Source organism: Streptomyces sp. BBFR102, from assembly GCF_051397025.1.
Taxonomy (GTDB): Bacteria; Actinomycetota; Actinomycetes; order Streptomycetales; family Streptomycetaceae; genus Streptomyces.
Map to the genome: position 1 here is coordinate 34,330 of NZ_CP195757.1, position 12,353 is coordinate 46,682.

The following is a 12,353-nucleotide window of genomic DNA, read 5'->3' on the forward strand; positions in this document are numbered from 1 at the left end:
TCGCAGCAACCGCCTCGACGCGCGCCTGGCCCGCGGCGCAGCGCCGGCACGCCGAACTCCTTACCGGTGCGGACCGAGGTGGAGGTTGGCGCCCACCCCGTGGGCGCCCTTGAGGCAGCGGCAGTTCCCGGCCACGTTCGCCCCGGGGTAGGGCTCCATGGGGTCGAGCCGGGCCGCGCGCATCACCACCGCCGCCGTGCCGGGACCGTTCTTGACGGAACAACGCGGGGCGACTCACCCAGGTGCCCAACGGCGAACACACCGGGAGCATCCGTAACCACAGAACGCAGGCACCGCAGCCCTTGCAGAGAAAACACGAGACTCGGCGGCCCGAGAACCACTACAAGGGCTGCACCCGTATCACCGGCCGAAACGCCGAGACTTGCGCTGCCGATCGAGCACCTGACCCAGCAGCAGTGGTCCTAACCTGCCGCAGTCGAGGCCATCGCACCACCGGCCGTCTCACGGCGACAACAGCAGCGCTGTGGTGGCCGCGAGACGGGTCTTGCCCTGGCAGCCTGAGGCCGTCTGCTGACGCCGGGCGGTCGGACCCGTGTCCGGTGAGCCGCCGGCACGGGGCGAGTCACCCGGTGGGCTGCGAAGAAGTCTGGCGGGCGGGGTCGAAGACGCGCGCCATCATCAGGGCGTTGCGGCGTCGGCTCATGAACCGGCTCATGAAGACGCTCAGCTGGTTGAGGCGCCCGTCGACGACGGTCGGGCCGGGGCTGCGGCGCTCTAGGTGGCGCAGCGTGGTGGTGACGACATCCTCGGGCGTGCGCAGCTTCCCGGTGGTCAGTACCCCGGCGTCCGGCCCCATCCCGGTGGTGAAGTCGGTGGCGGTGGCGCCGGGCGCGACGGCGAACGTGGTGACGCCGGTGCCGCGCAGCTCCGTCCACAGCGATTCGGTGAAGCTGAGCACGAATGCTTTGGAGGCGCTGTAGACGGCCATCCGGGGAGATGGGAGGTAGGCGGAAACGCTGGCGAGGTTGATGACGAAGCCGTTGCCGGCGCTCACCATCTGAGGCAGGAAGGCTGCGGTCAACTGCACCGGCGCCATCGCGTGGACGGCGATCTCGGCGGTGAGCTGTCCGGGGCCCGCACCGGGGAACGGGGCGAACGAGCCGAACCCGGCACTGTTGATCAGGCTCGTGACCTGGATGCCCCGATCGGCGACCGCCTGGTGGAGTTCGTGTGCGGCGGTCGGGTGGGAGAGATCGGTCGGGATCGCTTCGATACGGGCATCTGTGGTGCGGCTCAGCTCGTCCGCCATCGATTCGAGCCGCTCGGTGCGCCGGGCGACGATCACGAGGTTCGAGCCGCGGGCGGCCAGGGATTTGGCGAAGGCGGCTCCGATCCCGGAGCTGGCCCCGGTGAGCAGAACGGTCTGTGCGCGGTAGTCAACGGTCATGTGCCCAGCCAACGGGTCTGCCGGTGGCCCCGTCCAAGACCTGTTTCGCAACCCTCCATGCGGGAGTTGCATGACGGACGGTCTGACGGGGCCCACGAGGTCGGTAGGGCCAGTGGTCAGGTGTGGCGGACGAGGAGCCGCTTCGCGGACTCGACGAACTCCGCGACGAGGAGGCTGGTGTCCGCGGTGCGCGTGGCGACGACGACCTGGCAGGGCTCGGCCTCTTCGACGGGAACGGCGACGAGGTCGGGGCGGAGGGTGTGGCGCAGGTCGTCGGCCGGGACGACGGCGATGGCATTGCCCTCGGCGATGGCTTCGAGCTTGTCGTCGTAGGTGTCGGCAAGGGTGGGGCCGAGCGGGGCGGGATCGTTGTCCGGTCGGGGTTCGAGCCGCCAGAAGGCGGTCCAGTCGGCACCCGCACCGGTGCAGCTGACGAGTGGTTCCGCGGAGATGTCAGCGGCAGTGACCAACGCCCTGTCTGCGAGGCGGTGGAACGCGGGCACGAGCAGGACCCGCGGCTCGGTGTAGAGGACGGCCAGGTCGAGGCCGTCGGCCGGGATCGGCAGTGGTGTGCGGATGACCAGGGCGTCGACCTGCCGGTCGGGCAGGGCGCCGGCGTCCTGGGAGCCGAGGTGGCGGGTGCGGACGTGGGCGTCGGGATGCCGGTGGCGCAGGTCGCGTACGGCGGGCGTGACGATCAGATCGTCGGCGTACCCGATGGTGACGGTGCGCGCCGGCGCGGCGGCGCGTGCGGTGAGCACCGCCTGCTGGGCGCCGTGCACCAGCTGTTGTGCCCGTGGAAGGAACGCCGCGCCGGCGGCGGTGAGCCGACTGCCCTGGGGGGTGCGCTCCAGCAGGCGTACGCCGAGCGTGTTCTCCAGCCGCTTGATCTGACGGCTCAGCGAGGGCTGGGCGACCCGCAGCTCCTCGGCCGCACGGGCGAAGTTCAACTGCTCGGCGACGACCGCGAAGTACCGGACAAGTCGCAGGTCCAGATCGGGAAGCATGCCCATGCCCACAGCCTACGCGTTATGCAATCGCTGCATGACGAGGTGCGGAACGGGTCTTGGACGGGCCGCTGCGACCGCTGCCGTCAATGCACCTTTTGATCAGGAACTCATGGGGTTCTCGTTCAGGACGCAGTGGACGTGTGGGCCTGCGAAGTGGCCGCGCCGACCCCGGCGTCCGTCCCCTTCGGGGGGCGCGTCCGCATGCCCGCCCCGGTCAGCGGCCCGTCACCGGCCACCAGCACGCTGCTCTCGGTTCTCCTGTGCGGTCCGTGCGACGCGTCGCACCTGCGGGGTCGGACCGTCATCCCTGACCGCGCCGCCGGGCGCCGTTCGTCCTCAGGTCTTGACCTCGAACGACTTCTTCTCCACCAGTTCGCCGTTCCTGAAACAGAAGCGGAAGACCGGTTCGGCTTCCCAGCTGCTGCCGAACTCCGTGGAGAGCAGGGTGAGGCACCGCGCACCCTCCGGTACGGGCGGTGCGCCCTTCTCCACGTCGCTGGTGAGGAAGGAGTCCCCGGTGGGGAGTTGCTCCCGTACCTCCGCCTCGGACTGGCCGACCTTCACCGCGTCGTACTGCTTCGGTTCGATCATGGCCTCGTCGGCCTCGCGGAAGAGGAAGACACCGCCGACGATCAGCGCGGCCAGCAGCACCAGGGCGATCAGCGCCGCCACTCCGCAGCCGATGGCTATGCCGCTGCCCATCTTGTTCCTGCTCATTACCTTGGCCAGCTCCTTCGGAAGACCGTTCCCGTCGATGACAGGGCCAATCTCGCCGAAAGAGCTCTCCGGATTCTGCGTGCGAAAGTCTTCCGGTGCCGCGACGAACGTCGCGTTGGCGGTGCCCGGCAAGGCGTACGGCAGGACGCCCGCGAGGCGGAAACCGCCGTCCGCCGTGCGGCCCGCGTGCACCATGCCGCCGACGAGCCGGGCCCGCTCCTCCAGACCGGTCAGTCCCTGGCCGCCGTGGGCCACGCTGCCGGGTTCCGGTTCCGCCGCCGGGCGGTTGGTGACCTCGACCACCAGGGAGTCCTCCTCGTACCGCAGGCCGACGGTGATCGAGGCGCCGGGGGCGTGTTTGTGGGCGTTGGTCAGGCCCTCCTGGACCACGCGGTACGCGGCGTGGTCCGCGGTCGGGGCGAGCGGGCGTACCTCGCCGGAGCGCCGCAGCTCCACCGCCGTACCCGCTCTACGGGAGGTCTCGACCAGGCTGTCGATGCCGGCGGCCCCGCGTGAGGGCATGCCGGGGTCCTCGCCGTCCGGGTCCTGGGCCGGCTCCACGCCGTCGGGGCCGGGGTCCTCGGTGCTGTCGCGCAGGAGGCCCACCACGTCGCGTAGTTCGTGCATCGCGGCGACGGAGGCCGCACGCAGCACCCCGACGGCCTCGCGCTGGCGTCCGGTCAGCTCCTGGTCGACCTCCAGCGCGCCGGTGTGGACCGCGATCAGCGCGAGCTGGTGGCCGAGGCTGTCGTGCATGTCCTGCGCGATGCGCTGGCGTTCCCGGACCCGGGCGTGCCCGGCTATCATCGCGCGTTCGCGGATGAGCTGGGCGTTGTACTCGTAGAGGGTGTCGGCCAGCGTCCGGCGTTGCGACCAGTAGCGTCCGGCGAGGCCGGGCACGATGAGCGAGACCAGCAGCCACAGCCCGCTGAAGACCAGAAGCGTCGGCGAGAGCAACGACTGTTCCCACACCGCGGACAGTCCCAGCGACAGGACGTAGGCGAGGGCGAAGACACCGGCCGCCCGGCCGAGGCCGGCGATCCGTCGCCCGGCCGACCACGCGGCGACCAGCACGAGTGGCCCGGCGCCCGGGAGCATGACGGAGCCGACCACGGCCACCAGGAGCACGGCCGTGGGCAGCACCCGGCGCAGCGGCGTCAGCAGCCCGACGCCCAGCGCGACACCGACGGCCTCCACGGCCCCGTCGTCGCCCAGCAGCCCGGCACCGGCCGCCACCAGCGCCAGGGACAGGGACAGCGACGCCTCCCCGGCGATGCGCCGGGGAGGCCACATCCCGGGGGCGGTCAGGGCCTGCCACAGCGCAGCCGGCCGGGATGCCAGGGGTGGCCTCACCGGCGGCGCGGTGGGTACGGATGCTGCGGGGGGCATGGATTCCACACGAGTCACCCGCCCACGTTAGGCCCCGCCCGCCGCCCGCCGCAGTGGCCCTTCGTCGCTGCGGCCCGCGACGGAAGTCGCCCCCGGCCCGGCTGCTGCTCGCGGCCTACGCGGGACTGCGGCTTTCCCGCCCGTACACGGGATCGGTGCCGTCGCGTCGCGAGGCGACCCAGTCGGGAGCCAGGCCGTCGACGATGGGGACGACGCGCGACTCGTCGAACACGACGACCCGGTCGGCGATTCCCCAGGAGCCCTCACGCCGCTCGAACCGGTCGACGTACCGGCAGCGGATGACCGCCAGGTCCTGCTGCCCGCCGGGCTCGGCAGGCTGCTGCCGCAGGAAGCACAGGCAGTACGACTCGACGTCGGCGCGGTGCTCCCCGGTGAACTCCACGAGCACGTTGGAGATGAAGTGCTGGGAGGAGTCGATGGTGCGGTGGCGGGCGCGGATGTCCTCCACGAGCCCGCCGGCGTCGCCGGTGTACGCGCCGTGGACGTCGACCGCGTCGTCGAAGTAGCAGGCGGCGATGGCGTCGTAGTCCAACCGGTCCACCGCTCGGGCGTAGCGGAACAGGACGTCCTGGATCTCGAAGCGGTCCTCGGCGCGGCTCATGCGGCTTCCTCCTCGCCGCGGGACGACAGGGCGGCGCGGGCGGCGGCCTCGCGGCCGGCGACCCGGCCCAGGACCAGCGCGTGGGCCACGGAGTTGCCGCCGCCGACGTAGCGTTCGCCGAGGATTCCGCCGGCGGCCTCGCCTGCCGCGTACAGCCCCGGCAGGGCCCGGCCGTCGGTGCCGAGCACGCGGGTCCGGGCGTCCACCTCCAGGCCGGTGTGGGTGCAGACCAGTTCGGCGGGGAGCATCCGCACCGCGTGGAACGGCCCGGTCGCGATCGGGGCGAGGTGCGCGTCGGCGCCCTTGGCGGCGAGCGATTCGTGGCGCAGGAAGTCCTCGTCACGGCCCTGGGCGAACAAGGTGTTGAAGCGGGCGACGCTCGCGGTCAGGTGATCGGCGGGTACGTCCATGAGGTCGGCGAGTTCCTCCAGGGAGTCGGCGCGCAGCACCACGCCCTTGGCGGCCTCTTCCAGAACCCGGTCGGGGTCCCAGTCGGCGTAGCCGGGGGGCAGTGAGGCGCGGGCGTCGTCGTCGAACACGGACCAGACCCAGCCGCCGTGGTCCTTGAGGATGCCGGGGCTGACGGCGTAGGGGGCGTCCTCGTCCATGCAGCGCCGGCCGTCGAGGCCGACGTGGATGCGGGAGGCGGGCGGGAATCCGCTCTGCCAGTGGTGGTACCGCTGGAACTCGGCCGTCACCAGGAGCAGGCCCCAGCCCTGGCCGAACAGGGCGAGGCCGTGCCGTTCGGCGAGGCCGACGTGGTCGCCCCGGGCGCCGGGCGCGGCCACGACGAACAGGGCGTCGCCCGCGATCCCGGCGTCGGGGAGGAAGCGGCGGACCAGGTCGGGGTCGGCCGCGAGGCCCCCGCTGGCGATGACGACGGCCGGTGCGGTGGCCTCCTCACCGTCCAGGACGACGCCGTGGACGGCGCCGTCCCGGACGACCAGGTCCTCCACCCTGCTGCCGAGGGCCAGGTCGACGTGGAGCCGTGCGCGGGCCCTGTCGAGCACCTGCACCAGTCCGTAGCCCTGGTCCTTGGGGACGTGGCCGCGCCAGACGTCCTCCACGCCGGCCCGGGTCAGTCCGGGTTCGTGGGCGCTGCGCGAGACCTGGGCGGGTATCTCGACCCCCAGGTCGAGCAGCCACTCGACGGTGCCGGCGGACTCCTCGCAGAACATCCTCACGGGGCCCGGCCGCACCCGCCAGCCGTTCAGGTCCATGTAGTGCTGGAACATGCGCGGTGGTGAGTCCTGGACGCCGAGGCCTTCCTGGACGCTGGTGGCGGAGGCGGTCAGCATTCCGGCGGAGAGCTGGGTGGAGCCGCCGATCTCGGCCTCGGCCTCCAGCAGCAGTACGCGTGCTCCCGCCTGGGCGGCCGAGACCGAGGCGGCCAGTCCGGCACCGCCGGCGCCGACCACGATGACGTCGTAGTCGTATGCCGTGTCGTGGGGTTCAGACATGCTGCGAACCGCCGTCCACCGGGATGCTGACGCCGGTGATGTACCGGGCGCTGTCCGAGAGGAGGAAGTAGAGGGCGGCGAAGACCTCCATGGGTGCGCCGATCCGGCGCAGCGGGACGGTGGTGAGCGCGCGGTCCATCGCCGCCTGGTCCTCGCGTATCCAGCGGGTCATCTCGGTGTCGATGTAGCCGGGGGCGATGGAGTTGACGCGGATGTTGTCGGGGCCGAGTTCGACGGCCATGCAGGTGGTGAGGTGCCGCACGGCGGCCTTCGAGGAGTTGTACGTGGCCCGGGTCGGCCGTGCGCGGACGGCGGCGACCGAGGACATGTTGACGATCGCACCGCCCCCGACGGTCCGGAAGTGGCGGGCGGCCGCCTGCCCGCCGTACACGACGCCGTTGACGTTGACGCCGTAGGTGAGCGCGAGCTGCTGGGGGGTGATGTCGGTGAACCCGGCCTGGGGGAAGACGCCGGCGTTGTTGACCCACAGGTCGAGGCGGCCGAACTCGCGCAGGGCGGTGGCCACCAGTGCGTCGCCGGCGGCCGGGTCGGTGACGTCGGCGCCGACACCGACCACACGGCCCGCGCCGCTGGTTCCGGCCAGGCGGGCGTTGATCTTCTCGGCGACGGAGGTCATCTCCTCCTGGTCGAGGTCGCCGCCGACGCCGTTGACGCCCCGGCGGGCCAGTTCCTCCAGGAAGAGCGCGCCCATGCCTCGGCCGGCGCCGGTCACGACGACGGTGCGGCCGACCAGTTCGGGGTTGATCGCGGGGAGGGTGTCGTGGTTGACACGGCCGGGGTTGTCGTCGGGTGCCTGGGTGGTGCTCATGCGCGTTCCTTCAGGTGGGGTGGGTGGGGTGGGGTGGGTTGCCGGGCGGGGCTTCAGGTCGGCCCGGTGGGCCGGTTCACGGTTTTTCGGCCAGCCCGGCGAGGATGCGGTGGTAGAGCCCGCCGGAGGTCAGTCCGCCGTCCACGACGACCTCCTCGCCCGTGATGTACGTGGCGTCGTCGGAGAGCAGGAACGCGACGACACGCGCGATCTCCTGGGGCGTCGCCAGCCTGCCCGCCGGTACCGACCGCACGCTCTCGTCCACGAAGGCGGTGTCGGGGGCCTGGTGGAGCAGGGGTGTGGAGGTGAGGCCCGGATGCAGCGAGTTCACGCGGACGCCGTGGGCGGCGAGTTCGAGCGCGCCGACCTTCGACAGCCCGCGGACGCCCCATTTGCTGGTGCCGTACGTGGCGGAGAAGTAGCCGACCATCCCGGCGATGGAGGAGACGTTCACGACCGCGGCGCCGCCGTCCTCGGCTCCTCGCGCGAGGGCGGGGGTGAGCGTCTTGAGGCCGTAGAAGACGCTGGAGAGGTTGATGTCCATGACGCGCCGCCACTGTTCGACGGTGGTGTCGGCGATGCCCGCGCGCAGGCTGACGCCGGCGTTGTTGACCAGGCCGTGCAGCGGCCCGGCGGCTTCCACCTCCTCGGCCAGCGCATGCCAGGAGCCGGCGTCGGCGACGTCCAGGTGGACGGCCTGCCCGGTTCCGCCGGCCGCGGTGAGTTCGGGGACGAGCCTCCGGGCGGCGGCCGTGTCGATGTCGGCGGCCCAGACGTGTGCTCCCTCGGCGGCCAGTGCCAGGCAGTCGGCTCGGCCGAGTCCGCCGGCGGCGCCGGTGACCAGGACCGCGCGGCCCTCGAACCTGCGTCGGCCGGTCTGTGCGGGGTTCACAGTTGCAGTTCCTTTCCGCGGGTCTCCTTGAGGAAGAAGGTGGCGATGAAGGTCATGAGCGCGGTGGCGAGGAGGTAGCCGGCCGGCGCCAGGTTGTTGTCGGTGGTGCTGATGAGGAGGGTGGCGATGAAGGGTGCTGTGCCGCCCAGTGCCATGTTGGTGACGTTGTTGCTCATCGCGATGCCGCTGTAGCGGTAGCGGGCCCGGAAGATCTCGGCGTAGGCGGCGAACGAGACGCCGTTGACCAGGCCGATGAAGAAGGTCAGCGAGCACTGGGCGAGGACGGCGGCCGCCGGGCTGCCGTCGCGCATCACCATGAAGGCCGGGAAGGAGATGACGGCGGTGACGCCGCTGCCGAAGAAGAACACGGGTCGGCGGCCGATGCGGTCGCCGACGTATCCGGCGATGGGGAGGCTGATCACCGCGGCGACCATGGCGACGCAGGTGGAGGTGAACGCGAAGTCGGCCGAGCGTCCCCCTTCGGTCTGGAGGTAGCTGGCGGCGTAGACGCCGGCCACGTAGTAGCCGCCGACGATCAGCGCGCCGAGGAAGATGACGAGCACGATCTGGCGCCACGCGTGGGTGAAGACGTCGGCGATGGGGTACTTCGCCACCTCGACCGAGTCGCTCTCCTGGACGGCCTCGAACTGCTCGGTCTCGGGCAGCTGGCGGCGGATGTAGAGGCCGATCAGGCCGATCACCGCGCTGAGGAGGAAGGGGATGCGCCAGGCCCAGTCGTGCAGGGTCTCCGCGCTGACGGCCGAGGTCAGCAGCAGCGCGACCAGCGAGGCGACCAGCGAGCCGAGGTAGGTGCCGGTGTTGACGAACGAGGTGTGGAACGCCCGTCGGTGTGCCGGGGCGTGCTCGGAGACGAAGGCGTTGGCGCCGCCGAGTTCGCCGCCGGCGGCGAAGCCCTGGAGGCAGCGGCACAGCACCAGCAGGACGGTCGCCCAGATGCCGAGTGTGGCGTACGAGGGGATCAGCCCGATGGCGGTGGTGGCGACGGCCATCAGCAGGATGGTCCAGGTGAGCGCCTTCTTACGGCCGTACTTGTCGCCCATGTGGCCGAAGAGGATGCCGCCGGGCGCCCTCAGGAAGAAGGCGACCGCGAAGGCGGCGAAGGTGGAGAGGAGCGCCGTGTTCGGGTCGCTCTCGACGAAGAAGTGGGCCGAGAGCAGGGTGGCCATGTAGCCGTAGATGCCGAAGTCGTAGTACTCGACGACGGTTCCGAGGATCGCCGCCCGGATGACTTTCAGTGTGGCGACGGGGTTCTCGCCGACCGTGGGCGGCGACTCCCCCGACGGGTTCGACGGAGTCGTTTCGGCTCTCAGGTCTGCTGCCATGGAACGGTCCTTATAACGCGCGGGAGCTTGAGGGGACGGCGGGCGGGCGGGGACGCACGGGGCGCCGTCAGATGTCTCGGGTGGTGGTGCGTGGCGGGGCGGTACCGGTGCCCTCAGCCGGAGGTGGCGCCGGCCCGTGCCCTTCGCGGGCGTTCCTGGGCGGCCGGGCCGGAAGGCCGCCCAGGCCGGGCGTCGCCGTGGAGGTGTCGTGGTGTGCGGGCGCGGCCGGGGCGCGGGGCCCGGGTGTCAGGCCAGGGGGACGGTGGGGGTGCCGTCGCGGCGTACGACGCGGGCGGCGATCCGCCAGCCGCTGCCGTCGTGGACGACCCGGTCGGTGAGTGTGGTGAACCGCTCGGTGTGCGGTGTTCCGCCGGTGGGTGTCGCGACGATCTGCAGGTACGCCTCGACCCGGAGCGTCCCGGTTCCGTCGTCGCCGGTCACGGCCACGTTGCTGACCACGTGCCGGCGGACCACGCCTTCGGCGGCGCAGTCGGTGGCGAACCGTTCCGCGAACGCGGTGAGCGCGGGGGTGCCGGTCACCGGGGCGGGATAGGTGGGTGAGGTGAAGCTGCCGTCGGCGGTGAAGGTCGCGGCCCAGTCCGCGGCGCGGCCACCGTCGATGAGGTGACTCTGGAGGTGGTACAGCTGGTGGATTTCGGCCAGCCGGGCACTGGCGACAGGCCCGGGCGCGTGAGGATGCATACGGGAATCCGTTCGGCTCGTGTCCTCCTCCGGCAGTCGTCCGGCCGCTGGAGGGGGAGAGCTTGCGACACACCGAGAGCGTGTGCGATATTCGCACCACCTGTGCGATTAATGGGAGCATAGGGAGCTGGCTGAAACCCGTCAAGGGATGAATTCGTGACTTCACCTTCGCCGACCAGGTCGGCCCCCGAACTCGACGCGGGCATGTCCAAGACGCTCCACCACGGACTACTGCTGCTCAGGGTCGTCTCGGAGCATCCGCAGGGCCTGACCGTCAGCGAGCTGGCGGACGCCGTCTCGGTGCACCGCACGGTCGCGCACCGCCTGGTGCGGACCCTGGAGGCACACCAGCTGTGCCGCCGCGACCACCAGCGCCGGGTCGTTCCGGGCACGGGCCTGGTGTCGCTGGCCGAGCCGGTGCAGCAGGACCTGCGCGCGCTGGCCCGCCCGATCCTGGACGAGCTGGCCGAGGACACCCGGGCCACCGCACACCTGCTGATCCGGGAGGGCGAGAGCCGGATGCGCGCACTGATGGTGGTGGAGCCGCGCGGCGCCCTGGTCCATGTGTCCTTCCGGCCCGGCCAGACCCACTCCATCCAGCAGGGCTCCGGCGGCGTCGCGGTGCTCGCCCACGGCCCGTACCGCGAGGGCGAGCGCGCGGAGGTCACCGAGGCCCGCGCCAAGGGGTACGCGGTCACCACGGGCGAGGTCATCCCCGCCGTGACCGGCATCTCCGCCGCCGTGCCGTCGGGCAACGGGACGGCGGCGGCCAGCATCGGCGTCTCGGTCTTCGAGTACACCGACCTCGACCAGCTCGGCACCACGGTCTCCCGTGCGGCGAGAAGCCTGGGCGAACTGCTCGGCTGAAGGTCCCGACCGGTCGCGGCCACACCGCGACCGGCCCCCGCGCCGGCGGCTCCCGCCGCGGGGGCGCTCATCGATACCGCGAACGCCGGGCCCCGGGCCCGGCGTTCGCGTATCGGCGAGGCGGGAATCAGGCCCGACTGAGCCGGGCGAGCCGGGCGGCCGCCGCACGCACCAGCGCGCCGAGGCGGTCGACGTCGACCTCCCCCATGGCCACCGTGCCGACGGAGGCGCCGAGCAGGTGCGGCACCTCGAAGCCCGCGGCCACCCCGACGGCCCCCTGCTGAAGCTCACCGGCGGTGACGCTGTACCCGGCGTCCCGCGCCCGCCTCACCGCCCCGGAGTCGCTCTCCGCCGCCGGCTGGAGTGCCAGGATGGCGATGCCGTTGGCCCCCTTGTCCAGCGGGTGACCGGCCCCGATGCGGTAGCTGACCTGGAAGATCGTCTGCCGGGTGGGTTCCGCGGACAGTACGGGGACGCACGCGTCGTCGCTCTGGGCCAGGGAGAGGAACGCGGCCACCCCGGCGGCATCGGCCAGTTCCTGGAGGACGGGTCCGGCGGCGCGGACGAGCTGGGGCTGAAAGCGGTTGGCGAAGACGACCGCGCCCGCCCCCAGCCGGATCCTCTTCCCCACGCCCCGGGTCACCAGCGCGTGCTGCTCCAGGGTGTCGACGATGCGGTAGGCGGTCGCCCGGTCGGTGTCGAGCCGGGTCGCGATCTCGGCGACCGTGAGCCCCTCGGGGGCGAGGGAGACGAGGCTCAGGGCACGCAGGCCACGGTCCAGACTCTGCAAGGTGGCCACGGGGGCTTCCTCCTGTGTTCGCTCCGCGGTTGGTGGCGCCTCGCGCCCGAAGGCGGGAGTGCGGCCACTCGAAGGTTAGCCACCGCGACGGCACGGCCTGCCGACGACTCCCGGTCCCCGCAGGCGCGACGGCCGCGGGGACACGGCTCCCACCTCGACCGATCCGCGCCACAGCAGCTCTTGACCGCGCTCGGGACGCGAACTATGTTGCACCAAGGTCGCGGACACCGCACACATATGTGCGCCAGGCGCACACCGGTCGGAGTGGCGACGGTACTTCCAGGACGAAGTCCCCGGGGCGTTTCCTCCAGCCGC

General features: G+C 72.0%; 11 protein-coding genes. 1 reads left to right on the forward strand and 10 read right to left on the reverse strand.

The annotated features are described in order from the left end of the window. Positions 1-583: 583 nt before the first annotated feature. The 9 genes from ACSLIC_RS00185 to ACSLIC_RS00225 all read right to left on the reverse strand — a co-directional run bounded on the left by ACSLIC_RS00185 (position 584) and on the right by ACSLIC_RS00225 (position 10,372). The gene (locus ACSLIC_RS00185) at positions 584-1,408 is read right to left on the reverse strand and encodes an SDR family NAD(P)-dependent oxidoreductase (protein WP_436735623.1); all 825 of its coding nucleotides are present in this window, start codon (positions 1,406-1,408) and stop codon (positions 584-586) included. Between the two features lie 116 nt (positions 1,409-1,524). Continuing rightward, positions 1,525-2,421, reverse strand: coding sequence for a LysR family transcriptional regulator (locus tag ACSLIC_RS00190; RefSeq protein ID WP_436735624.1), 897 nt, complete (start codon positions 2,419-2,421; stop codon positions 1,525-1,527). Positions 2,422-2,754: 333 nt separating this feature from the next. After that, on the reverse strand, positions 2,755-4,428 hold the full coding sequence (locus tag ACSLIC_RS00195; RefSeq protein ID WP_436740226.1) for a sensor histidine kinase: 1,674 nt from the start codon (positions 4,426-4,428) through the stop codon (positions 2,755-2,757). Positions 4,429-4,639: 211 nt separating this feature from the next. Then, positions 4,640-5,146, reverse strand: coding sequence for a nuclear transport factor 2 family protein (locus ACSLIC_RS00200; protein ID WP_436735625.1), 507 nt, complete (start codon positions 5,144-5,146; stop codon positions 4,640-4,642). Next, positions 5,143-6,606, reverse strand: a complete 1,464-nt coding sequence (locus ACSLIC_RS00205; RefSeq protein ID WP_436735626.1) for an FAD-dependent oxidoreductase — start codon at positions 6,604-6,606, stop codon at positions 5,143-5,145. The genes ACSLIC_RS00200 and ACSLIC_RS00205 overlap by 4 nt, the downstream gene beginning before the upstream one ends. Next, positions 6,599-7,435 (reverse strand): SDR family NAD(P)-dependent oxidoreductase, encoded by an 837-nt coding sequence (locus ACSLIC_RS00210; RefSeq protein WP_436735627.1) that lies wholly within the window; start codon positions 7,433-7,435, stop codon positions 6,599-6,601. Before ACSLIC_RS00210 ends, ACSLIC_RS00205 begins: the two co-directional genes overlap by 8 nt. A 76-nt stretch (positions 7,436-7,511) precedes the next feature. Beyond that, on the reverse strand, positions 7,512-8,327 hold the full coding sequence (locus ACSLIC_RS00215; RefSeq protein ID WP_436735628.1) for an SDR family NAD(P)-dependent oxidoreductase: 816 nt from the start codon (positions 8,325-8,327) through the stop codon (positions 7,512-7,514). Continuing rightward, the gene (locus tag ACSLIC_RS00220; protein WP_436735629.1) at positions 8,324-9,670 is read right to left on the reverse strand and encodes an MFS transporter; all 1,347 of its coding nucleotides are present in this window, start codon (positions 9,668-9,670) and stop codon (positions 8,324-8,326) included. Before ACSLIC_RS00220 ends, ACSLIC_RS00215 begins: the two co-directional genes overlap by 4 nt. Before the next feature lie 246 nt (positions 9,671-9,916). Further along, complete coding sequence (locus ACSLIC_RS00225) at positions 9,917-10,372, reverse strand: nuclear transport factor 2 family protein (protein ID WP_436735630.1); 456 nt, start codon at positions 10,370-10,372, stop codon at positions 9,917-9,919. A 204-nt stretch (positions 10,373-10,576) separates the two neighbouring features. On the opposite strand from ACSLIC_RS00225, the gene ACSLIC_RS00230 reads away from it, so the two are divergent. Continuing rightward, complete coding sequence (locus tag ACSLIC_RS00230) at positions 10,577-11,239, forward strand: IclR family transcriptional regulator (RefSeq protein WP_436740227.1); 663 nt, start codon at positions 10,577-10,579, stop codon at positions 11,237-11,239. Positions 11,240-11,366: 127 nt separating this feature from the next. Here ACSLIC_RS00230 and ACSLIC_RS00235 read toward each other — a convergent pair whose 3' ends face one another. Continuing rightward, entirely contained in the window at positions 11,367-12,038 is a 672-nt protein-coding gene (locus ACSLIC_RS00235; protein ID WP_436735631.1) for an IclR family transcriptional regulator, read from the reverse strand. Between the last annotated feature and the right edge of the window lie 315 nt (positions 12,039-12,353).

Coding starts and splice junctions, on each gene's coding strand:
- ACSLIC_RS00185 (WP_436735623.1), bottom strand. CDS start 1,408: ATGACCGTTGACTACCGCGCACAGACCGTTCTGCTCACCGGGGCCAGC.
- ACSLIC_RS00190 (WP_436735624.1), bottom strand. CDS start 2,421: ATGGGCATGCTTCCCGATCTGGACCTGCGACTTGTCCGGTACTTCGCG.
- ACSLIC_RS00195 (WP_436740226.1), bottom strand. CDS start 4,428: ATGTGGCCTCCCCGGCGCATCGCCGGGGAGGCGTCGCTGTCCCTGTCC.
- ACSLIC_RS00200 (WP_436735625.1), bottom strand. CDS start 5,146: ATGAGCCGCGCCGAGGACCGCTTCGAGATCCAGGACGTCCTGTTCCGC.
- ACSLIC_RS00205 (WP_436735626.1), bottom strand. CDS start 6,606: ATGTCTGAACCCCACGACACGGCATACGACTACGACGTCATCGTGGTC.
- ACSLIC_RS00210 (WP_436735627.1), bottom strand. CDS start 7,435: ATGAGCACCACCCAGGCACCCGACGACAACCCCGGCCGTGTCAACCAC.
- ACSLIC_RS00220 (WP_436735629.1), bottom strand. CDS start 9,670: ATGGCAGCAGACCTGAGAGCCGAAACGACTCCGTCGAACCCGTCGGGG.
- ACSLIC_RS00225 (WP_436735630.1), bottom strand. CDS start 10,372: ATGCATCCTCACGCGCCCGGGCCTGTCGCCAGTGCCCGGCTGGCCGAA.
- ACSLIC_RS00230 (WP_436740227.1), top strand. CDS start 10,577: ATGTCCAAGACGCTCCACCACGGACTACTGCTGCTCAGGGTCGTCTCG.